Genomic DNA, 22281 nt, shown 5'->3' with positions numbered 1-22281 from the left:
GGAAGAAGTTTTCTTCTTCCTTGTTCACCTACTCTTCTAAATCACCTAGAAGAAAGTTCGGATCTAGATCCTCAAATTCTTCTCCATCCACTTCATCTTCCCAAGAATCGTCTTCTAAATCTTCTTCCACACCATCCTGGTTTACATGGACCCAGACTTTCGTTTCTCCGATCACTTCCGCAATGAATTCCCTCTCCACTTGAACGAGTATTTTATTGCCGTTAGGAGAAATTGTTGCTTCTAATGTATTTGGCTCCTGAATTGCTCTGGCACTCACTTGCGTATGTGCTCCTAATGAATTTTCATCTCTCTTTGAAAGGTTGCAGCAATCTTTATACTTGATTGTCTCAGTCACGACCTCTGTTTTTGTATTGTTATTGTAGGAGTACCATACATTGATATCATAGCTGCCTTCTACATCAACTGCATCTCCGTTCTCTATCGCCTTATAATTGTGGTTGATGATCCAGCAACCGAGAATGCTGGATGGTTTATGAGCAGGTGTAACCGTGTGGGTGGCCTGTGAGAACTTTCTCCCCTTGCCGCAAACCGCTTTAGTTATAATTTCTCTGTAACTGAAATCGTTATTGGCCATGTAACTCAATCCCTCCTCTTCCAATCTTCAATTCATCCTATGCAGGGCGAATGACTAGTGTGCTAAAAATTTTATAAACTCGTTCATAATGTCCCGTTAGTTCAGTCTATGAGATTCTTACGGAATTATTGTTCATTTTTTAAAATTTTTCCTGTTTATTCTTGTGTTACGAAATTCACTTCTTGTTCCGATCCGAACGGGTGTGCCTCCTCACGAACTCGCACTTTTCGTTGCATAATTTAATCTGCTTTCAATACGGTATATGAAATTTTGAAAAAGTGGATTCCCGTTATTTTTAAGGATACGCACGTTTAATGTTCATACAAGAGGGTACAACAACTACGAAAATGACCATATCTAATCGAAGGAGTGTTTAGTATGCAAGATCTGTATCCATCTCGAAACAATGACCAATTCGAAGTCCTCCAGAGAAAGGATCCGGTCATCCATGGAGACGATAAGACAAGAAGGGATTGTCCTTTATCGGATGAACAGATTTCTTATTATGAAGAAAATGGATTCATCATGTTGGAAAACTTCTTTTCTGCAAAAGCGGTTGAAAAGTTACAGGATGAAATATTCGGTTTACGTGATGAAAACAGAAAGACAGAATCACCTAAAATCATCAGGGAACCAGAAAGTGATGAGATCCGATCCATATTTGATTTTCATAAAAGTAATTCATACCTTGAGAGATTGACAAGGAACCCTGAGTTGATCAAAATCATCAACCATTTACTCGGTGATGATGTATATATCCATCAATCACGGATTAATTATAAACCTGGGTTCACGGGGAAAGAGTTTTATTGGCATTCTGATTTCGAAACCTGGCATGTGGAGGATGGGATGCCCCGTATGCGGGCTTTAAGTGTATCTATCGCTTTATCAGATAACTATACCTTCAACGGTCCACTCATGCTCGTACCAGGTTCGCATCAATATTATATTTCTTGTGCGGGAGAAACACCTGAAGATAATTTCAAACAATCCTTGAAACGACAAGAATTGGGAGTACCGGATCATGACCATATGAAATGGCTGGTCGATGGTGGTGGAATTGAAGTTCCGACAGGGAAAGCCGGTTCTGTGATCATTTTCGAATCGAATACGATGCACGGCTCGAACAGCAATATCACCCCTTATGATCGGAACAACCTTTTCCTCGTCTATAACAGTGTCAACAACCGGCTTGTCGATCCTTTTTCAGGAGGAAAGCCAAGACCGGATTTCATTGCAAACAGAGTAAAGGAAGAAATCAAAGTATAGATTAATAATTTCTCAAAATAACGAATAACAAAGAGAGCGATGCATCATGCACCGCTCTCTTCTTCATTTAAGATCTTGTTTGTATCCTCCTTGTATTCTTTGACTTCTTGTTTATAAAGAAGAATATAAGGAAAGATCATCAAGTATCCCAAAAAAGCCATCAAAATGATTTTGGCAAGACCACTCATAAGGAAATAGGCAGACAGGAAAAAGAAGAAGACTAGAAGCAAAGGTAATACATACCCCAGAATCATATTTTCTCCACCTTTCATTTCAACTATCTTTTCCTAAAAAAGTATAATTCATAACCCCGCAGTTAAAAATGAATAGGAAGAGTTATGTATTGTCTCAACAACCTTTATTTTAAACAGGGGGATTAAATGTATGATACGGAGATGGCGGAGAAACAGAAGGCAATACCCAAAGGATAAGGACATTCAGCAGAATGACTCCGTCCTTTCCCTGATCAAGACTCTCAAGCAATCGAAAGACTTTACGGTTGATCATCTGACAAGTCCAACTACGTGTGTTGTTTCGTACATAAGGACGATGATCGATCCTAAATTCCTGCATGAATCGATATTGCCGGCTATCAAAGCAGCACCCTTGAAGGATCTAGAAGAAATCAAACATGCAGTCCCTGTTGAAAAACTAGTCATCACAAATGATCTAGAAAGGATCAGAAAATCGATGATGCAAGGGAACATCATGATTCAAATGAATGATCATGATGAAGAGGTACTCCTGCTGCCTGCCGTCACTGTTGAGACCCGTAAAGTCAGTATTCCGGAAGTGGAATTCAGTGTCGTTGGACCTAAGGAGGCATTTGTCGAATCCCTTGATACGAACATCAACCTTCTACGGAAACGTCTGCCTCTTCCCCAGTTGACGGTTCAAGAATTAACGATCGGAAAATTGACGAAAACTAGAGTTGCAGTCATGTCTATTGACGGTATCGCAAACAAAGAGAATTTGAACACCGTTCTCCAACGACTAAACGGTCTCGAGTACGACCAGATCATTGATAGTTCATTCATAACCCAAATGATCGCCGATAACTCGAACTCACCTTTTCCGCAGTTTCTAGATACGGAACGTCCGGACCGTGTGGCTGAAGTATTGGTAGAGGGGAAGATCGCGATTTTCATTGATGGTTCCCCCCATGTGCTATCATGCCCGACAACCATTGTGGAATTTTTTTCAGCCTCGGACGATTACTTCCTCCCATGGCATCTGGCGTCTGGTTTCCGCTTGATCCGTTTGTTCGCCGTCATCTTCTCGGTATTAAGTACATCATTATATGTAGCGGTTTTGACGCACCACCCTGAAATGATACCTGATGATCTGTTCGCTACCATCGTATCTTCCAGAGCGGATATTCCTTTCCCGCCAATAGGTGAGGTCATCATTTTGGAATTGGCTATCGAATTGCTACGTGAGGCAGGGGCGAGACTCCCTGCCAAGGTCGGTCAGACAATCGGTATCGTAGGTGGTATCGTTATCGGAACAGCAGCCGTCGAAGCAGGTTTGACAAGTAATGTACTGCTTATCATCACCGCGCTGGCAGCACTCGCCTCATTCACGACACCAGTTTACCAAATCGGTAATACGATCCGTCTGATCCGTTTTCCTTTTTTACTTGGCGCCCAGCTTTATGGTTTGACTGGCGTCTCGATGACCATGGCTTTCTTCATCGGACATCTGATCAAACTCCAATCGATCGGGAGGCCGTTTTTCGCACCGTTATATCCTTTGCGGTTCAGGGATTTGAAGGACGCCTTCATCCGGTTGCCGTTCAATAAGCAAGCGAAAAGACCTTTGCATACGCGCCCGGATGATTCTACACGCTTCAACCCTAACCGCGCAAACGAAAAGAGAGATATTGATGATTAAAATCAATCAGAATGGTCCACCGACCCTATCGGAAAATGCAATGGTTTCTCCTACCCTGGTCTTTTTCCTGATCCATTCAATGCAGATAGGGGTAGGGATCCTCGGTTTCCAACGCTATATCTCAATGGACGCCGGATACGATGCCTGGGTATCGATCCTGGTCAGCGGTATTTTTATGCACATCCTATTGTGGATGATCTATCAAATCCTACAGGACAGCCAGGGGGACATCGTTTCCGTCCACAATGAGATTTACGGGAAATATATCGGGAGTTTCTTAAGCTTCGTTCTCAGTATCTATTACTTATTGTTGAGCCTTACAGTACTCCGAACTTTCATAGAAGTGCTTCAAGTATGGATTTTTCCGCGGATGAACATATGGATCTTTTCGTTCCTCTTTTTATTGTTGGCTTATTATTTTGCCTCAGGAGGCTTCCGTGTTGTTGCTGGAATATGTTTGATAAGCGTCATATTAGGCCTGCCGATCATGGTATTGTTCTTTTACGCGATCCAATACGGGCATGTGGAAAATCTGTTTCCGATCGTCAATCATTCATTGCTGGAAATATTGAATGCTACGAAAACAGCAACTTTAAGCTTTCTAGGGATTGAATTATTACTTGTCTATTACCCTTTCATAAAGAAACCGGAGTCTTCAAAGAAGTGGGCACACCATGGTCTGTTTTTGACCACAATGATCTACCTTGGGACCGCCCTCGTTTCTTTCATCTATTTCTCTGAGAAAGGGATCCAAAATGTCATCTGGCCTACCCTTTCGTTATGGAAGATGGTCGAACTTCCATTTGTAGAACGGTTTGAATATTTGGGTATTGGCATGTGGGTGTACGTGATATTGCCGAACATCTGTCTAGCGTTATGGACAGCAAGCAGGATTCCTAAGCGCATTTTTAACATCAAACAGAAATGGGTCTTGATCGTCTATTTCGCTTTTCTATTCTTAGCAAGCATTTTGTTGAAAAGCCGTGAAATGATCGATATGCTGAACGACTGGGCTGGCAAAATCGGTTTCTACATCCTCCTATATATTCCGGTCTTGTTCGTGCTCCAAAAAATCTCCCAAAGAGTGAGGAATCGATATGCAAAATCGAATTAGATTGATCATCATGCTATTCCTCTCCAGTTTCATCTTGACCAGTTGCCAAGAAATCCGAAGTGTCGAGGATATCGCGATCATCCAGGCTGCGGGTTATGACTATGTCGATGAAAAACAGACAAGAGGGACGATTTCAGTACCTCAATTCAGTCGTGCTGAACTGGGCGCTTTTACGAGCGAAAAATACTATACTGCGACCGGTGAAACCTTGAAAGAGATCCATTCGAAATTACAGGGGAAATCATCAAGACCACTTGTGCACGGTAAGTTACGACTCAATATTTATGGCGAAGAGTTAGCGGAAAACGATATTTCATTTTTGCTAGACAATCTGATCCGAGATGCCAGCCTTGGCAGGGAAATCTATTTGACAGTCGTTGAGGGCGAAGCCAAGGACCTTATCGAGGGGGAATATTCCGAGAACGAACGGACCTCAAGATATATTGGCGGTATTCTGGACAACAATATCCAGGAGAATTTCCCGACCACTAATCTTCATAACTTCATCTATGCGTACAACGCTGAAGGGATGGATGGTTTTATGCCGTTACTCAAGAAGAGCGGAGAACATGTCATCATCAAAGGGATTGCATTTTTCAAAAAAGGGAAATATGTCCATTCAATTCCTTTCTCTGACTCTTTCGTCTTCAAGGTAATGAAGGAAGACTTCAAGCATGGAAACAGGAAAGTACATTTCAAAGACCAAGATATTGTCATTGAGAATATCGGATCAGATGTAAGATACCATGTAAAAGGACGAATGGATGATCCAAAATTTTTGATTGATATTAACGTGACCGGAATCGTGAATGAAACAACAAGGTTTGGAATGCCTGAGGACCCAAAATTCATCTCGAAAGTCAAAAAAAAGTTCGCTAAGGATATAGAAGAGCGGTGCACAGAATTGCTTAAGGAGTTTCAAGAAGAGAATATCGATCCGATCGGACTCGGAAATGTGATGAAAAGCCGTGATCGAAGGTTTGATAATAAACAATGGAAGGAGAAATACCCTTCAGCAAAAATCGATGTCAATGTCAATGTACAAATAAATGAAACTGGAATTTCGCAATGACTATTTTTTGTACTTCTGATAGGAAAAGGATGGATCTATTATGCACCTTTCAATTAGTGTTCTAGCATTATACGGGGCCTGGAAATGGGGAGATTGGAAAAACTGGAATCGATATCATGCAACCATGCTTTATTTGATCAGCATGAATTTGCTTTATTTCTTCCTGTGCAAAGATCGGATGTTATGGAGGATCGTGCCGGATGCGGGCATTCCTTACGTTATTTCTGAGCTGCTTTATTTATTCATCGTTTTTCCAGCCACCGTCCTCCTATTTATTGGAAATTACCCTACGTCCACAGGCAGGAAGCTTTTGCATATTCTGAAATGGGTCGGTATTTATATCGGACTGGAAGCTTTAGGTAAATTATTCGGAAAGATTGAATATTTCCATGGTTGGAATATATTTTACTCGTTCCTTTTCCTTTGTGTCATGTTTCCGATGTTACGGCTTCATTATCTGAAGCCTCTCATTGCTTATATTGTTTCGTTGGTCATCATCGCAGTATTATTGATGTATTTCAAAGTTTCTTTAAACTCTTCAAGCCTAGGGCTGATTTGGACATGATAATGCTATATTTTTTTTATATTATCCTCCTGATCGTACCCTGGATCATCTGGTGGAAAACAGTAGATAGAACTCGCACTTTGGAAGTATTGATCTTCGGACTTTTATTAGCAACAATCGTTGTACTTTTGGATACGACTGGAGTTCATAATCATTGGTGGATATACCATACCAAAATGGTTCGGATCGTCCCCCATTTTATACCTATGGACTACTCAGTCCTGCCGGTTGGCTATATGCTTACGTATCAATTTTTCGGCTCATGGAAAAGGTATATCATAGCTTCTATCGTATTAGCCTCCATAGGAGCATTCATCATTGAACCATTCTTCGTATATCTTGACATCTACAAACAACTGAAATGGAGTCATTACTATTCCTTTGTGGTTTATATTTTGATCGCCATTGTATTAAAATTTACAATTGTACGGATCAACCACCTCAATCATCGAGATTCTTAAGTTTTTCCCTATTACTCGCCATAGGTGGTTGTTCCAGCCATCGATTATCAATCATGATATTGGCTCCGTCTTCAGAAAACTTACCAACTTCGACGATCAACCTTCCATACATTACGCCAAGATCCCGTCTAGGACTGGTGGATACACTTGTACCATAGTAACCGATACTTAAGGCAGACAATGAAGTGGTCTGGAACATCATCAATTTGTCAGAAAACGTAAAGGTAGTGGATTCAGTAACATCCGTATCCCATGTCATCGGTACCGGCAGATCATCCTCTCTCATCACCGAACTGAAAATTTCAACATGCTTTTTGGCAATCTCCTTGCCTCTTGATAAGAAATCAGTCACTTTTTTATGCCGAGCGACTTGACTATAAGCCATCATCGTCGCTGCTCCTAGTGCATTCCTTTGAATATTTTCGTAAAGATTGGCAATTTCAAGAGAAGTCAGTGGTCTACGTTTTCCAAAGTAGCCTGTAAGAAAACTTTGCTTTGTAACAAACTCATAATTGTGTGGTGCGGGAATATAAGGGGAACGTATATATAAACCTTTGGATAACAAAGTTTCTCTGGTGCGATTTCTCAACTCGATCGATTCTTCAAGACAGCTGGAAAAATACTCATAGATATCTGTTCGGTCAGAGAGTGCAGTACTCATGCTGTATGCATTCAAACCGATCTTTCCCATATGATTGAGGAACACCAGATAATATGAATCTTCAAATAGACGTGGTGCATTGATGTCCACATCTTCCTCCACTTTAAATCCATACGGTATCGGGTAATCTTCGCCATTAAAAAACGCCTCTACCCGCTCAACATGTGTTTCTGCCAATTGGAGCGCATATTGTAGAATAGGACGTATTTCATCATCTTCCACGTGATTCAGGAAATACTTCAAAACACATACTGAAAATGTATCATTCATATAAGCTGTCCAAAGTTGGGATAATTCCGCTGAGGTTAAGCGGATCTTTTTATTAATCTCCATAAAAAACATCCTCCGATCGTGGAGCAGTAATATTTTTAGCTTATCTTTTCAAAGGATTTATTATACTCTGAGCAGAAATTCAGGTAAAGAAAACTTGGTCACCAGTTAATTACAAAAATAAAAAGCGATGCATCAGTCGCACCGCTTAATATAATCAATATCGATTGTGTTTAACTGCTGATCCAGTCATTCCTTTTAATTGATCACCGTCAGTTTCACGGATGATTTCGTTTGTCACTGTATTCGAAATTGTCGACGTGACTAACTGTAGGAGGTCGTTCACGTCTGTTTGGGATTGCTTGAACTCCATGACGATCGGAATCGCATCAACCTCAGCATGAAGACTTTCAAGCTTGTCCTCCACTTTTTTCAATGCTTCATGTTTTTGATAATGCTGGAGATTGACCGCTTCTTGCTGATACATTTTTATTTTACCGATCAACTTCTGGACCTTATCGTTTTCGTTGATCTTTTCTTCTGCCTGTTTGAAGAAATCCACTTCTTCTGTAGAGGAAATCATTTTTGCAAGCTCTTCTGCTTTTTCAATCACTTGTTTCCTAGTATATTGTGCCATTACACTTTCACCCCTGCCGTTTCTACAAGCTCTCCATTGAGACTCCATGTTTTAGGATCTGTCACCTTCACATTGACGAGTTTACCGATCAATGATTTTGGTCCTTTGAAGTGTACCAGTTTATTCGTTCTCGTATAGCCTGCCAGAACATCCGGATCCTTCTTACTTTCACCTTCAACAAGAACCTCGACCAATTTTCCTTCTAATGCCTTGTTCTTCTTCAAAAAGATTTCATTCATGACACTATTCAAACGCTGCAGACGTTCTTTTTTCACTTCCATCGGTACGTTGTCTTTCATTTTTGCAGCTGGCGTACCATCACGTGGCGAATAGATGAACGTGAAAGCCATATCGTATTCGACCTCTTTCACAAGCGATAATGTCTCTTCGAATTGTTCATCTGTCTCATTCGGGAATCCGACGATGATATCCGTTGTAAAAACTGCATCCGGGATCTTGTCCTTGATCTTATGGACAAGTTCCATGTAGTGCTCCCGGGAATATTTACGCGCCATCAACTTCAACACTTCAGAACTGCCGTGTTGGACCGGCAAGTGGATATGCTCAACCAGGTTTCCGCCTTTTGCAAGGACATCAATCAAATGATCATCGAAATCTCGCGGGTGGCTAGTCGTAAATCTTACACGAGGGATATCGATTTTACGGATCTCATCCATCAAATCACCGAGGCCAAAGTCCATATCATCGAAATCTTTTCCGTACGCATTGACATTTTGCCCGAGCAATGTGATTTCCTGATATCCGTTTCTTGCGAGATGGCGTACTTCCTCAATGATGTCTTCTGGACGCCGGCTTCTTTCCTTTCCTCGCGTATAAGGGACGATACAGTATGTGCAGAACTTGTCACAGCCATACATGATATTAACCCAGCCTTTGATATTCCCTTTACGGACTCTCGGCAGGTTTTCAACGATGTCCCCTTCTTTCGACCAAACCTCAATGACCATTTCTTTACTGAAAACGGCGTTTTTGATCAATTGTGGTAATCTGTGGATATTGTGTGTTCCGAAAATCAAATCGATATGCTGATGCTTTTGCATGATTTTATTGACGACAGACTCTTCCTGAGACATACATCCGCAGACTCCCAGTATGAGTCCAGGCTTTTCAAGCTTCAGCGGCTTCAAATGGCCGATTTCACCAAACACTTTATTTTCTGCATTTTCACGGATTGCACATGTGTTGAGCAGGATCACATCCGCTTCATTCGTATCCATTGTCGATTCAAATCCCATATCCGTGAGTATTCCTGCCATTACTTCGGTATCATGTTCGTTCATCTGACAACCGTAGGTACGGATCATGAATTTTTTCCCTCTACCTATATCCTTGAAGTCTTCATCGATTATAAAATCTTTATGAACCTGTACTTTTTCTTTACCCCGACGTTTCGCATCCTTCAGCGAAGGGGGTTGATAGGTTGTTTGAAAATACTTCGAGTAATCTTTCTCATCTGTCTTAAGTTCAGGTGTTTCGATTACGGAGGTATCTTTTTTCAACAGTCTCACTCCTTACCGCAAAATCAGTGTGTATATGAAATAATGGATGTCTTTTCAAGTTAATATATATAACTAGTTTATTATAACAAATAGTGGATTGCTTGACCATAAAAGTTAGAGAGGAGCCATGTGGGAACTTATAGTGCTGTTGAGCTAGACATCACTACACTGAATTAACCCACTTCCGCAATCCCCTAACTTGTACAGGACGTGCATTTGTTTATCAAACAATGACTACTACAGAGGGTAGTTTGAATGAATAAACTTTTTTCATCTGTCCAGAATAAATGTATGCTGGATTTTGAGGTGAAAACATGATCTTCATATACAATGATTACGGAGGGACCCACTCCACTGCTTTAGCTGCTGCCTATCATTTAGAGCAACTGCCTCCTGGAAATTTAACGAAAGAACAAATACTAAATGTAAAATACTTTAATAAGCTGAAAACCTCTGATATGGGAAGGATCATATTCCATGGTAAGGACAAAGACGGGGATTCAGTTTTTACACTTGGAAGAGGGAATGACAAAAATGTCGTAGAAAGTTTGAAAAACCTGAGTTTGATATTGCAAGAAAGAAATGAAGAAAAAGAGAGAATCATTTTTTCGAACACGTCACCAACTGTGCCTTTAGCAATGACTTTTGGGGGACTATTCTCGCGACGATTGAAAATCGATACGATCGGTGTCCCTTTACTGGTCAGAGGAGCGAAACAATCCTATGATCAAATTATCCAACTAGTAGACCATACACGAAATATGGCCCGGAATTCCAGAACAGGTGTATTAGTGCTGGAAAACAATATGATCCAAACGGCCACTTATACTACAGAAGGAACCACATAGAGCAGATAGGATTGATTCAAAAAGTCATAAAGAGGCTGTTCCATAAGGTGTCTGACACTCTTTTTGGAACAGCCTCTTTGATTTTGTTTTAGTGTGTTTTCTAAAAACACCTTATTTAATGATATTCAGTTCTTTACCAGCCTTCTCAAAAGCATCAAGCGCTTCCTGCAAATCATCTTTTGAATGCTGGGCAGTCACAATGGTACGCACACGTGCGGATCCTTTTGCAACAGTAGGGAATCCGATACCTTGAGCAAAAACACCAAATTCGAACAGTTTATCCGATAATTTATGGGCTAGTGCAGCATCTCCTACAACAACAGGGGTAATCGGCGTTTCACTCTTACCAGTATCAAACCCGAGCTTCTGCAATCCGTCCTTGAAGAATTTTGCATTGTCCCATAACTTATCAATGAGTTCGGGTTCTTCTAAAAGCACATCGATCGCTGCTGAACATGCTGCTGTTACTGCAGGAGGATGAGATGTACTGAACAAGAAAGGACGACCTTTATGGATCAGATAATCTCTCAAAGCTTGTGTACTAGCGACGTAACCACCCAGGACACCAATCGCTTTGCTTAATGTTCCAACTTGAATATGTACGCGTCCGTTCAAGTCGAAATGATCGATCGATCCACGCCCATTACGGCCAAGGACACCACTAGAGTGGGCATCATCAACCATCAGGATGGCATCGTATTTTTCACAAAGCTTTACAATATCAGGAAGTGGCGCAATATTTCCGTCCATTGAAAACACACCGTCTGTCACGACAAGACGGACACGGTATTCAGAGGATTCTTTCAATGCACGTTCAAGATCTTCTACATCAACGTGATTGTAGATCTTTCTATCTGCCTTCGTCAAACGAATTCCATCGATGATTGATGCGTGATTCAATTCATCGGATATGACGACATCTTCTTTTGTAAGAATTGAAGAAAGAACACCCTGGTTCGTTGTAAAACCTGATTGGAATACAAGGGCAGCTTCTGTATGCTTGAATTCTGCAAGCTTCTTTTCGTATTCCTCATGCATCGCCAAAGTACCCGCAATCGTCCGTACAGATCCAGTACCTACACCGTACTTTTCTACTGCATCCAATGCAGCTTGCTTCATACGAGGATGGTCGGTCAGACCTAAGTAGTTGTTTGAGGAAAGCTGGATGACTTCTTTTCCTTTGATCACCACACGTGAACCCTGTTCGGATTCGAGAGGGATCAATTCACGAAATACACCTTCTGACTTCATTTCATCAAGTTCTTTTTGGAGATACTCAAAACCTTTCACTGGTAATTCCTCCTGTCATTATTTAATTGCTGAATCATTTTCCAAATTCTTATGGTTTCAATACCACTTTTCCACATTTGCCCTGAAGCATCAAGTCGAAACCTTTTTCAAAGTCTTCTAATGGGAATTCATGTGTAATCATCTTTTCGACATCAACTTGACCTGAACCTAATAGACCTGCAACCTGACGCCATGTTTCGAACATCTTCCGTCCGGTGATTCCCTGGACAGTGATCCCTTTGAAAACGATATCATTTGTGATGTCGACTTCAACGGGTTTTACAGGAAGACTTAAGATCGCCATGCGGCCACCATTCGTAAGCATCTTGAAGCCTTGATCGATCGCTGCAGGATGTCCAGACATTTCACACACGACCTCTACACCGTTTCCATCTGTCAGGCTCATAGCCACTTCGACAGGTTTTTGTTCTTTCGAGTTGACAGTAGTCGTCGCTCCCATTTCTTTTGCGAGATCCAGACGATATTCATTCAGGTCATATGCAATCACCTGTGAAGCTCCAGCTGCTTTTGCGACTCCCACAGCCATTAGTCCGATAGGACCGCAACCGATTATCGCGACAGTTCTGCCTGCAACATCACCAGCAAGAACTGTATGAACAGCATTTCCCATCGGCTCTTGAACAGAACCGACTGCCAACGGAAGCTCCGGGTCATTTACCCATAAGTTTTTAGCTGGGAGTGCTACGTATTCCGCAAAACATCCATCGATATCGACACCGATGATTTTCGTATTACGACAAATATGCGCATTACCCGTCAGGCATTGCGGGCATTCTCCACAAACGATGTGAGTCTCAGCAGAAACGGAGTCACCAATTCTCACATTAGTTACATCTTCACCAATTTCAACGACTTCCCCTGCAAATTCATGCCCGAATACATACGGCGGATTCACACGGCTTGCTGACCATTCATCCCATGCATAAATATGTACATCTGTGCCACAAATAGAAGTTGCTTTTACTTTGATCAATACTTCATCTTTTTTTATTTGAGGGATATCGACCATCTCTAGCTTAGCACCTTTGCCGCGATGGTGTTTTACAATCGCCTTCATTTTTCCTTCCAAGATGAACACTCCTTTAAACTTAACAAATAATTTCCCTCTGAAATTGTATCATGCCAACAAAAAGTAGTAAAGGTGTGTCCACCTGAGAGAAACATACTGTTATAACGGATGGAAGTCTCTTATTCATTTTGCAATTCTGTTGCGGAAACTATACATTCCTCATTTAGTTTTATAATTAGCTATTCAAGGCTATGTTATGTCTCACCAATTCACTCGCTTTTATGCATGAGTATATGCAAATTTCGTTTCAATCAAACTGAGTTAACAACTCACCAGTATTATTTAACAAATCCTAAAGAAAACTTAGCGCAGCGAAGCCAAGCCTTTGGTGCAGGATTAGCGTTAATACTGAAGAAAGTTTTATATACTTTCTTCAAGTGTAAGATTAAAAAAACCCCACCCGGTCCGGATGAGGTTCAGTCTTTAATTCTTACATAAACTCGGAAATCAATTCCTCGAATTGCTTATCATCAATGCTCAAGTCTGCTTTGGATAATGCCGTCTCACTGTAACCATGTGCGAGTTCCTGATAAGATTTCTTATTCTTATCCTGGTAAATCAAACCTTTCACAAGACCATTGTTCTCCATAAGCGTTTGCATCGCAATCATCCGGTTTGAAGAATCATAATTCTCCACATCAGCCAGGCTGACGAGATTTTCTTTAAACCAATCGTACGTATTCACTTTATTGTAGGTAACACAAGGACTGAATACGTTGATCAGCGAGAATCCTTTATGCTGCATTCCTTGTTCGATCAATGAAGTTAATTCCTTCAAATCACTTGAGAAGCTCTGTGCAACAAAGGTTGCCCCAGCAGTCAATGCAGTTTCCATGATTGAAATGGAAGATTCAACTGATCCTTCGGGTGTGCTCTTCGTCTTGAATCCAAATTCAGATCGAGGAGACGTTTGTCCTTTCGTCAATCCATAGATCTGGTTATCCATGACAATGTATGTCACATCGATATTTCGACGGATGGCATGTATTGTATGACCCATACCAATTGCAAATCCATCCCCATCGCCACCAGATGCGATGACAGTCAAATCGCGATTCGCCATTTTCACGCCTTGCGCGATCGGTAATGAACGGCCATGAATCCCATGGAATCCATAAGAATTGATGTAACCTGAAATACGACCGGAACATCCAATACCAGAAACGACTGCAAGATCATCCGGCTCTAAGCCGATATTAGCAGCCGCACGCTGGATTGCAGCTTGCACCGAGAAATCTCCACAACCTGGACACCAGTTTGGTTTTACTTGGTTACGAAAATCTTTGAATGTTGCCATCTATACCAGCTCCTTGCATTTCGTGTAGATTTCTGAAGGTAGGAATGGGTTCCCGTTGTATTTCAAGACGTTGTTGATCTTATCCAGATTCCCAAGATTCATCTTCATGATATTTGCAAGTTGACCGGTCGAGTTATTTTCAACGACGATAACTTTCTTAGCAGAGTCGACCATTTCCTGCATTTCTTTTGTCGGGAACGGGTGAATCAGACGTACATGCGCATGATTGACTTTGATTCCATCTTCTTCTAAACGAGGCATCATCTCTTCGATTGCTCCTCTTGTAGAGTTGAAACCGACCACGAGGACATCCGCTTCCTCATGTTTCGCATTTTTGTACACTGGATTATGGAACTTCAAATTCTCAAGTTTCCGATTTCGTTTATCCATTTGAGCCTGACGGTTTTCCGCTACTTCAGATGGTTTCCCTGTTTGATCATGTTCCACACCAGTCACGTGATGGATCCCATTCTTCATGCCAGGAGTTACACGCGGTGACACACCATCTTCAGTGACTTCATAACGTTTGAAGTACTCTTTCGCTTCAAGCTCTGGCAATTCCTCGGTCTGGAGTTTGCCACGGCGAATTTCTGTCTTACTGTAGTCTAGCGGTTGAACCGTTTGCTTACCAAGTGAAAGCTGCAAATCGGACAACACGATTACAGGACATTGATATTCTTCTGCGATGTTCAATGCTTCTACAGCATCATGGAAGGCTTCTTCAGCAGTACTCGGTGCTATGACGACCTTAGGAATCTCGCCATGAGTGCCGTAGATCATCGCCATCAAATCAGATTGCTCCTGCTTTGTCGGCAGACCAGTAGATGGGCCGCCACGTTGTGTATCTACGATTACAAGTGGAGTTTCTGTGATACCAGAAAGACCGATTGATTCCATCATCAGTGAAAGGCCAGGTCCCGCTGATGCAGTGATCGTACGTACTCCAGCATAGTTAGCGCCGATCGCCATCGTCGCAGCTGCGATTTCATCTTCCGTTTGGATGACAGTACCACCATACTTAGGAAGATGTTTAATCATATATTCCATGATTTCTGATGCTGGTGTAATCGGATATGCAGACATGAAACGTACGCCACCAACCAAGAAGCCTAAAGAAATCGCATCATTCCCGATCATGAACATACGCTTCTTACCGTCAGCTTTTTCAAGCTGGAGACGTTCAATCGGGCCTCCTGCTTGCTCATTGAAATACTCTGCACCCTGACGCAGCGCTTCCATGTTCTTCTCGACTACTTTTTCACCTTTACGTCCGTAGACTTCCTGGACGATTTCACGGTATTCTTCTGTAGATTGGCCAAGAATCGCACTTGTCGCACCAATGGCAACCATGTTTTTCATCAAAGAAGTCCCTAATTCATTCGCAATCTCAGTAAATGGAACCGCATACAACTTGGCTTTGCAATCTTCAGGTGCAGTCGGGTTGAATTTTGCGTCTGCAATGATCAATCCTTCTGCGTGCAACTCATGATAGTTTACGTCGATCGTTTCCTGATCGAATGCGACCAAGATATCCAATTCATCCGATACAGCACCGATCTCTTTCGTGGAAACACGAATCTTGTTGTTCGTGTGACCTCCTTTGATACGTGACGAAAAGTGACGGTATGTATACAGATAATAACCTAATCGGTTTTGTGCAAGGGAAAAGACCTCACCAGTACTATCGATTCCTTCACCTTGCTGTCCGCCAACTTTCCATGAAAGTTGATCTACCATTTGAAACTCCACCCCTTTAATTGTTCCAATCAATATTTCAATCATATAGATGTATTTTTTCAACCAAATCCTCCGAGTAAAAAGCCTCTGAAATTTGGGAAGAAAAATGATTTATAACGTCTACAATAATAGACCTAACACTATAAAAATGCAAGTATTCTACCGAAAAATTCTTCCATTCATTGGACTATTGGAAATTTACTAAAAATTTATCCTTCTATTGAAATTATCAAAGCAGAAACCTCTGACATGCGCTTCAGAAAAATGCTTCTGCAATTCGTTGATCAGCATCTCATACCCGAAATAGGTATCCAGGCCAACGACTGTTTCAGAGATTCCGTCGAAGTCTGAGCCAAAACCGATGTTATTCACACCGCCTAATGAAGCGACATAATCGATATGCTTGAGGATTTCTGTGATCCGAACCGGTGAACGGGTTTTCAGGAAATACGGGACGAACGTTATCCCCATCACCGCATCTTTTTCAATCAAAGCCTTGATTTGGCGATCATTCAGATTCCTCGGATGGTTACATAGTTTCTTCACGTTCGAATGTGAAGCAATGACGTAATCTGTCAACTCCATCACATCCCAAAACCCAGCTTCGGCCAGATGGGAGACATCTGTCCAAACTTTTTCCTCATCAAGGAGAGAAACAGCTTCTTTCCCCAGGTTTGATAGTCCCGTTTGCCTTATTTCACGAACGCCATCTGCAAGATCATTGGCGAAGTTCCACGTAAGTCCTACAGAACGAACACCAAGATGAAGTAACGTGCGCAGCCTCGAGAGGTCATTCGCAACCGGTCCACAGCCCTCTAGTGTGAGCATCACCCCGATATCATCTTCACCAAGTAAAGAGATGTCTTCCTTTGTTTGGATCAGCTTCAAATCAGGATAAGGCTTTACGATCTTTTCGTAAAAGATGTCAATCATTTCAATAGCAGCCTGAAATCTTGCATCCCCGACCACTTCCTCTGGTACGAAAACGGCGAAACATTGAACTTTCGCTCCCGCTTCTTTTAAACCAGGGTAAGAGACTTGGAGATGGTCAGAATCAGAAAATGTCAACTGAGGATCTCGCCATAGCTTCAATAACGCGTCACAATGGGCGTCGAATATTTTCATTATGTACCTCCTTAGTAAATGATGAACTTATCCATTGAAACTTGAAAAAACTTGGTCCCATATGACGAGCAGGTGCCAAGCGAGTTCCAGTATTCCATTTTGGACAAGAATCCTACTATACATACAATGATATATGCAAACATGCTAGATTGAAAACCTTTCTTTCCTTAAATATCATTAAGTTTCCCCACCCTTTTCGGGTAAACGAAAAGAGGAAGCTAACTGTTTAATCACTGGAAGACTGACAAAGAGGCTGTAACAAAAGAATTGATGCAGTGGTGTGCGAATTGGTGGTCACTTCACCAATATTGCAATGCAACATATGCAAAAAGCCTGTTTGTCCATTAGAACAAACAGGCCTCACACATCATCATCTTGGTTCAACGATCAACTTGATTGCGGTTCTTTCTTCACCCTCAATCAAGATATCTGTAAATGCAGGGATACAAATGAGGTCAACTCCACTGGGTGCTACAAATCCTCGAGCGATAGCTACTGCTTTCACAGCCTGATTCAAGGCGCCAGCACCGATTGCCTGGATTTCGGCTGCCCCTCTTTCACGGAGGACTCCGGCTAATGCGCCAGCTACAGAATTTGGATTGGACTTTGCTGAAACTTTTAATATTTCCATGATTTGTACCTCCTTATTGATATCCTACCACTTCTACTATATTCACGATGTGAGCTTGTATTCCTTTAAAAGTTCAAAAGCTCTTCCAAGACTATTCTGTGAAAGGATGATCATCGTTGATTTGGATCCTTCTAATCGATTTGGCTCTCCCAGTCTCCCGTTCAAGATCGATTAAGACTCCACTTAACTGTTCCCGCCCATTTTCGACTTCAAACCTAACTGGTAGATTTGTTAGGAATTTTTTAAGAACAGCATCTTTGCTCATTCCGAGGATTCCATCATAAGGGCCAGTCATTCCAACATCTGAAATGTAAGCAGTACCTCCTGGCAGGACACGATTATCGGAGGTCTGCACGTGTGTATGCGTCCCTACAACAGCTGATACTTGCCCATCCAAGTACCAGGCAAGCGCTTGTTTTTCACTTGTCGCTTCAGCATGGAAGTCAACAAATATGTAAGGAGTACGTGTTTTCACCTCATTGATGATTTCATCTGCTTTACGGAAGGGACAATCAAGGGGAGGCATGAAGGTCCGGCCTTGAAGATTGACGACAGCTACTTCGATGTCGTTGATTTTCACGAAGGTATATCCTTGTCCAGGTGTTCCTTCTGGGAAGTTAGCTGGACGGACCATTTGTGGAACATCATCAATGAAGTTGAAGATCTCTTTATTGTCCCAGGTGTGGTTCCCCATTGTTATTGCTTGAGCACCCCATTGCTTCAAGTTTTTTGTGATCTTTTCAGTTATGCCACGGCCATGAGCGGCGTTTTCCCCGTTAATGATGGTTAGTGTAGGTTGATACTTGGTTTTCAATTTTGGAAGATATGTTTCAACCATTGCTCGGCCAGGTGAACCGACAATGTCACCAATAAATAAAATTCTCATTGATTATTACCCTTTCTATTGCAAAATAACTTCTTGAGCATTGTTTCTTCTAATATGCCATGTTGTATGGATGGTGTCCAATTAATAATAGGGAATATTCACGAGTATGATAATAAAACTATGTCATTTTGAGTGAATTTACGTTGATTTATTACACGTTTACGGTCTACTCATCTTTCGTCTCGAGTCCAAGTCGCACATACACCAAAAAATACACGAATGATCTCTACAACTTTTGAATTACCTCTACAACTCGGGAAATATCTCTATAACTCTTGAATGATTTCTAATTCTAGAAGAACCTGGACAAATAAATAAAGCGGCGTTTCCGCCGCTTTATTTCGCATATTCAACTGCTCTTGTTTCCCGAATGACTGTAACTTTGATATGTCCAGGATAATCGAGTTCATCTTCAATCTTCTTGGTGATGTCCCGTGCCAATCGGTGGGATGCAATGTCATCCACCATGTCAGGGCGTACCATGATCCGGATTTCACGTCCAGCTTGGATTGCAAATGATTTCTCGACACCATCGAAGGATTCAGAAATCTCTTCAAGCTTTTCAAGTCGCTTGATGTATGTTTCAAGCGTCTCTCTACGAGCTCCAGGTCTTGCGGCAGATAATGCATCTGCAGCAGCAACCAAAACCGCGATGATTGACGTTGGTTCAGTATCTCCGTGGTGGGAAGCAATACTATTGATGACGATCGGGTGTTCCTTATATTTCTGAGCAAGTTCTACACCGATTTCAACGTGACTTCCTTCCACCTCATGGTCGATTGCTTTTCCGATATCATGGAGCAATCCAGCCCGGCGAGCTACGTTTACATCTTCTCCAAGCTCTGCAGCCATCAATCCAGTCAAGTGAGCGACTTCCATTGAATGTTTGAGTACGTTTTGACCGTAACTTGTACGGTACTTCAAGCGTCCCAGGACCTTGATCAGGTCAGGGTGCAAGCCATGTACACCAATCTCAAAGGTAGTCTGTTCACCGATTTCCCGGATATACTCGTCAACTTCTCTTCTAGACTTATCCACCATTTCTTCAATTCGTGCAGGATGAATCCGTCCATCGGAAACAAGTTTATCAAGTGCAATTCTTGCAATCTCTCTCCTGATTGGATCAAATCCGGAAAGAATGACCGCTTCAGGTGTATCATCGATTATCAGATCGATTCCCGTCAATGTTTCAAGAGTACGTATATTACGTCCTTCACGACCGATGATCCTACCTTTCATCTCATCGTTCGGCAGATTGACAACGGAAACAGTTGTTTCCGCTACGTGGTCGGCAGCACAACGCTGGATGGCAAGAGATAAAATCTCTTTCGCCTTCTTATCTGCTTCTTCTTTCGCGCGTATTTCACGTTCCTTAATCATAGCTGCAAGCTCATGATCGATTTCCGACTGGGCTTGTTCCATGATCATCTGCTTCGCTTCATCGCGTGAAACTCCAGATAGACGTTCGAGTTCCAGTTGCTGTTGCTGCAACACCTGCTCCACTTTGCTTTCCATCTCTTCAATTTGTTGTTGTTTTTTGGTGAGAGTATCCTCCCTTTTTTCTAATGATTCCTCTTTTTTATCTAAGGTTTCACTTTTGCGGTCAAGGACCTCTTCTTTTTGTACCAATCGATGTTCTTGTTTTTGAAGTTCTGATCTGCGTTCGCGAATTTCACTTTCAGCTTCTACCCGTTGCTTATGCATTTCATCTTTCGCTTCGAGCAAAGCTTCTTTTTTGCTAGCTTCAGCTTCTCGTTTTCCATCTTCGATAATCTGTTTCGCCGCATGCTCGGCACTAGAAATTTTCGCTTCAGCAATTGATTTACGAACAAGATATCCAACAACTGCAAACACGATTGCAGAGACAAGCAAAATGGAGATGAGGACGATTATGTCAATATACATACCATTCACCTCCTCTTGCTATCTAATTGTTGGGTGTAAATTTGAATAGTTTTCGATCAAGCTAGCTATTCACATACAGCGGTTTCATTGTTTAACAATTGTAAAAGTAATCAAACAATATACACTAATTGTATAGTTGTCTATTTTTAATGTCAAGAGCTGTCAATAGAGAGTTTAGTTGGCAATGAAAAGCGATTGGAATGAGTCTGATCTCCAGAAATTCACTTACTTTCCAAACGGCTGTTTTCGCAAACTTTGTTGCTCTTGCACATAAAGAAAGTAAAAATTACTTTCTTCAGTATAAGGGCAAAAAAGGCTCGACCTACAAAAGGCTTGATCTCGCCAAGTTTCCATTAAAAGTCGTTGATGTCCACTCCAGGATGCTCGCTTTCCGCGGGGCGTGCGGTGAGCTCGCTCGTCGCCTTGCGATATTGAATGGTTTCACCTGTCCAATTGTTCCTGCAGGACAAGGAAAGCTTCGGCAGCGTTACATCGCACAAAGAAAATGCGAATTTTATTTTCGAGGAGTCTCCCACCTTGCTCTCCAATCAAACATGCACACGGTGATTTTTTAAAATGACTCAAAAGCAACAATGTTTTAGAAAAGAGCCTTCCAAAACAATCTATCCGAAAACAGCCGATCCTAAAAATAAATAAAAAGATGACCCGGGGATCCTTCCCGACTTTACCGGGGGATTTCGAGTCATCTTTCGTTAAATAATCATACTAATGAATCTTGTTCTTCTGTGTCTGAATCTTCTTTTGCAGCCGCAGTTTCTGTGTTCAATTGGTAGTATGCCCGGACTTGCTGATAGATTTCGTTTTGGATCGCTTCGTTTTCCTTCAAGAACTGCTTTGCATTCTCACGCCCCTGGCCTAGACGGTCGCCATTGAACGAGTACCAAGCACCACTCTTTTGGACAACATCAATTTCAGATCCGATATCAAGGATTTCTCCTTGTCTTGAGATTCCTTCTCCATACATGATATCCACTTCCGCTGTTTTGAACGGAGGTGCGACTTTGTTCTTGACGACCTTGATCCGTGTCTTGTTTCCGACCATGTCGTTACCTTGCTTCAACGTTTCTGCTCTTCGTACTTCCAGACGTACAGATGAGTAGAATTTGAGGGCGCGTCCCCCAGGAGTCGTTTCTGGCATGATCTATAGATTTTCCATCTCTATAGTGTGGACTATCTCTTCATCTCAGTAATTATGACTGAGAGCCTTGCACTTCCAGCAGGAGCCTATCTTCTGCCGTACCCTACTAGGTTGACTCTTCAGAGAGTCCTTTTCGGTAGTCTCTACACCTTCCTGTAAAAGGCTTGGCACGGTATTACCCATCTTGCGGAGGGCTTCACCGTTAGCAGCATTCAACATGCCACACCCTTAGGCAATAAGGTTCACAAGGTTTTTT

20 protein-coding genes and 1 pseudogene are annotated in these 22281 nt (G+C 41.9%); 7 read left to right on the top strand and 14 right to left on the bottom strand.

Going from position 1 to position 22281, the window contains the following annotated elements; genetic code table 11:
• Positions 1-28: 28 nt before the first annotated feature.
• Positions 29-595 carry an outer spore coat protein CotE gene (locus N8M93_RS14565; protein WP_261133001.1) on the bottom strand — a complete coding sequence of 189 codons (567 nt, stop codon included), beginning with the start codon at positions 593-595 and terminating at the stop codon, positions 29-31.
• A 378-nt stretch (positions 596-973) separates the two neighbouring features.
• Between N8M93_RS14565 and thpD the strand changes: the two genes are divergently transcribed.
• Positions 974-1864, top strand: a complete 891-nt coding sequence (thpD, locus tag N8M93_RS14560; protein WP_261133000.1) for an ectoine hydroxylase — start codon at positions 974-976, stop codon at positions 1862-1864.
• A 44-nt stretch (positions 1865-1908) separates the two neighbouring features.
• On the opposite strand, the gene N8M93_RS14555 is transcribed toward thpD, so the two are convergent.
• The gene (locus N8M93_RS14555) at positions 1909-2118 is read right to left on the bottom strand and encodes a hypothetical protein (protein ID WP_261132998.1); all 210 of its coding nucleotides are present in this window, start codon (positions 2116-2118) and stop codon (positions 1909-1911) included.
• Between the two features lie 130 nt (positions 2119-2248).
• Between N8M93_RS14555 and N8M93_RS14550 the strand changes: the two genes are divergently transcribed.
• The 5 genes from N8M93_RS14550 to N8M93_RS14530 are packed head-to-tail and all read left to right on the top strand — an operon-like array spanning position 2249 to position 6969.
• Complete coding sequence (locus N8M93_RS14550; RefSeq protein ID WP_261132996.1) at positions 2249-3757, top strand: spore germination protein; 1509 nt, start codon at positions 2249-2251, stop codon at positions 3755-3757.
• Positions 3750-4871 carry a spore germination protein gene (locus tag N8M93_RS14545; protein WP_261132995.1) on the top strand — a complete coding sequence of 374 codons (1122 nt, stop codon included), beginning with the start codon at positions 3750-3752 and terminating at the stop codon, positions 4869-4871. The genes N8M93_RS14550 and N8M93_RS14545 overlap by 8 nt, the downstream gene beginning before the upstream one ends.
• Positions 4855-5943, top strand: coding sequence for a Ger(x)C family spore germination protein (locus tag N8M93_RS14540; RefSeq protein WP_261132991.1), 1089 nt, complete (start codon positions 4855-4857; stop codon positions 5941-5943). Before N8M93_RS14545 ends, N8M93_RS14540 begins: the two co-directional genes overlap by 17 nt.
• A gap of 40 nt (positions 5944-5983) precedes the next feature.
• Positions 5984-6508: a CBO0543 family protein gene (locus tag N8M93_RS14535; protein ID WP_261132989.1), complete on the top strand. Its 525-nt coding sequence runs from the start codon at positions 5984-5986 to the stop codon at positions 6506-6508.
• Positions 6505-6969, top strand: a complete 465-nt coding sequence (locus N8M93_RS14530) for a CBO0543 family protein (RefSeq protein ID WP_261132987.1) — start codon at positions 6505-6507, stop codon at positions 6967-6969. Before N8M93_RS14535 ends, N8M93_RS14530 begins: the two co-directional genes overlap by 4 nt.
• Here the strand turns inward: N8M93_RS14530 and N8M93_RS14525 are convergent.
• From N8M93_RS14525 to miaB, 3 genes are all read right to left on the bottom strand, one after another.
• Positions 6950-7963, bottom strand: coding sequence for a DUF3231 family protein (locus N8M93_RS14525; protein ID WP_261132985.1), 1014 nt, complete (start codon positions 7961-7963; stop codon positions 6950-6952). The two genes, N8M93_RS14530 and N8M93_RS14525, sit on opposite strands and share 20 nt — an antisense overlap.
• 154 nt (positions 7964-8117) lie before the next feature.
• Complete coding sequence (locus tag N8M93_RS14520; protein WP_261132983.1) at positions 8118-8537, bottom strand: RicAFT regulatory complex protein RicA family protein; 420 nt, start codon at positions 8535-8537, stop codon at positions 8118-8120.
• Positions 8537-10057: a tRNA (N6-isopentenyl adenosine(37)-C2)-methylthiotransferase MiaB gene (miaB, locus tag N8M93_RS14515; protein WP_261132981.1), complete on the bottom strand. Its 1521-nt coding sequence runs from the start codon at positions 10055-10057 to the stop codon at positions 8537-8539. Before miaB ends, N8M93_RS14520 begins: the two co-directional genes overlap by 1 nt.
• Before the next feature lie 314 nt (positions 10058-10371).
• Between miaB and N8M93_RS14510 the strand changes: the two genes are divergently transcribed.
• Positions 10372-10905, top strand: coding sequence for a DUF3189 family protein (locus N8M93_RS14510; protein ID WP_261132979.1), 534 nt, complete (start codon positions 10372-10374; stop codon positions 10903-10905).
• A 111-nt stretch (positions 10906-11016) separates the two neighbouring features.
• On the opposite strand, the gene N8M93_RS14505 is transcribed toward N8M93_RS14510, so the two are convergent.
• The 9 genes and pseudogenes from N8M93_RS14505 to N8M93_RS14465 all read right to left on the bottom strand — a co-directional run.
• Positions 11017-12195: a glycine C-acetyltransferase gene (locus tag N8M93_RS14505; RefSeq protein ID WP_261132977.1), complete on the bottom strand. Its 1179-nt coding sequence runs from the start codon at positions 12193-12195 to the stop codon at positions 11017-11019.
• Positions 12196-12244: 49 nt separating this feature from the next.
• Positions 12245-13285 (bottom strand): L-threonine 3-dehydrogenase, encoded by a 1041-nt coding sequence (gene tdh / locus N8M93_RS14500; RefSeq protein ID WP_261132976.1) that lies wholly within the window; start codon positions 13283-13285, stop codon positions 12245-12247.
• 430 nt (positions 13286-13715) lie between these two features.
• Positions 13716-14582: a 2-oxoacid:ferredoxin oxidoreductase subunit beta gene (locus N8M93_RS14495; protein WP_261132974.1), complete on the bottom strand. Its 867-nt coding sequence runs from the start codon at positions 14580-14582 to the stop codon at positions 13716-13718.
• Positions 14583-16319, bottom strand: a complete 1737-nt coding sequence (locus tag N8M93_RS14490; protein ID WP_261133063.1) for a 2-oxoacid:acceptor oxidoreductase subunit alpha — start codon at positions 16317-16319, stop codon at positions 14583-14585. It abuts the gene before it with no gap.
• Between the two features lie 201 nt (positions 16320-16520).
• Positions 16521-17444 carry a dipeptidase gene (locus N8M93_RS14485; RefSeq protein WP_261132973.1) on the bottom strand — a complete coding sequence of 308 codons (924 nt, stop codon included), beginning with the start codon at positions 17442-17444 and terminating at the stop codon, positions 16521-16523.
• Between the two features lie 370 nt (positions 17445-17814).
• Positions 17815-18075: a stage V sporulation protein SpoVS gene (spoVS, locus tag N8M93_RS14480; RefSeq protein ID WP_066446403.1), complete on the bottom strand. Its 261-nt coding sequence runs from the start codon at positions 18073-18075 to the stop codon at positions 17815-17817.
• Between the two features lie 91 nt (positions 18076-18166).
• Complete coding sequence (locus tag N8M93_RS14475; protein WP_261132966.1) at positions 18167-18961, bottom strand: TIGR00282 family metallophosphoesterase; 795 nt, start codon at positions 18959-18961, stop codon at positions 18167-18169.
• 336 nt (positions 18962-19297) lie between these two features.
• Entirely contained in the window at positions 19298-20866 is a 1569-nt protein-coding gene (gene rny / locus N8M93_RS14470) for a ribonuclease Y (RefSeq protein ID WP_221564477.1), read from the bottom strand.
• A gap of 721 nt (positions 20867-21587) precedes the next feature.
• A pseudogene (locus N8M93_RS14465) lies at positions 21588-22022 on the bottom strand (DNA recombination/repair protein RecA); the annotation flags it as partial.
• Positions 22023-22281 lie beyond the last annotated feature (259 nt).

It is taken from the genome of Bacillus sp. Marseille-Q3570, from assembly GCF_946151055.1.
Lineage (GTDB): Bacteria > Bacillota > Bacilli > Bacillales > Fictibacillaceae > Pseudalkalibacillus.
This window is presented reverse-complemented; position numbering and strand designations above follow the sequence as displayed.

Excerpts from the sequence above, each read along its gene's own strand:
- N8M93_RS14565 (WP_261133001.1), bottom strand. The coding sequence starts at position 595 with ATGGCCAATAACGATTTCAGTTACAGAGAAATTATAACTAAAGCGGTT.
- thpD (WP_261133000.1), top strand. The coding sequence starts at position 974 with ATGCAAGATCTGTATCCATCTCGAAACAATGACCAATTCGAAGTCCTC.
- N8M93_RS14555 (WP_261132998.1), bottom strand. The coding sequence starts at position 2,118 with ATGATTCTGGGGTATGTATTACCTTTGCTTCTAGTCTTCTTCTTTTTC.
- N8M93_RS14550 (WP_261132996.1), top strand. The coding sequence starts at position 2,249 with ATGATACGGAGATGGCGGAGAAACAGAAGGCAATACCCAAAGGATAAG.
- N8M93_RS14545 (WP_261132995.1), top strand. The coding sequence starts at position 3,750 with ATGATTAAAATCAATCAGAATGGTCCACCGACCCTATCGGAAAATGCA.
- N8M93_RS14540 (WP_261132991.1), top strand. The coding sequence starts at position 4,855 with ATGCAAAATCGAATTAGATTGATCATCATGCTATTCCTCTCCAGTTTC.
- N8M93_RS14535 (WP_261132989.1), top strand. The coding sequence starts at position 5,984 with ATGCACCTTTCAATTAGTGTTCTAGCATTATACGGGGCCTGGAAATGG.
- N8M93_RS14530 (WP_261132987.1), top strand. The coding sequence starts at position 6,505 with ATGATAATGCTATATTTTTTTTATATTATCCTCCTGATCGTACCCTGG.
- N8M93_RS14525 (WP_261132985.1), bottom strand. The coding sequence starts at position 7,963 with ATGGAGATTAATAAAAAGATCCGCTTAACCTCAGCGGAATTATCCCAA.
- N8M93_RS14520 (WP_261132983.1), bottom strand. The coding sequence starts at position 8,537 with ATGGCACAATATACTAGGAAACAAGTGATTGAAAAAGCAGAAGAGCTT.
- N8M93_RS14510 (WP_261132979.1), top strand. The coding sequence starts at position 10,372 with ATGATCTTCATATACAATGATTACGGAGGGACCCACTCCACTGCTTTA.
- N8M93_RS14495 (WP_261132974.1), bottom strand. The coding sequence starts at position 14,582 with ATGGCAACATTCAAAGATTTTCGTAACCAAGTAAAACCAAACTGGTGT.
- N8M93_RS14490 (WP_261133063.1), bottom strand. The coding sequence starts at position 16,319 with ATGGTAGATCAACTTTCATGGAAAGTTGGCGGACAGCAAGGTGAAGGA.
- N8M93_RS14485 (WP_261132973.1), bottom strand. The coding sequence starts at position 17,444 with ATGAAAATATTCGACGCCCATTGTGACGCGTTATTGAAGCTATGGCGA.
- spoVS (WP_066446403.1), bottom strand. The coding sequence starts at position 18,075 with ATGGAAATATTAAAAGTTTCAGCAAAGTCCAATCCAAATTCTGTAGCT.
- N8M93_RS14475 (WP_261132966.1), bottom strand. The coding sequence starts at position 18,961 with ATGAGAATTTTATTTATTGGTGACATTGTCGGTTCACCTGGCCGAGCA.
- rny (WP_221564477.1), bottom strand. The coding sequence starts at position 20,866 with ATGTATATTGACATAATCGTCCTCATCTCCATTTTGCTTGTCTCTGCA.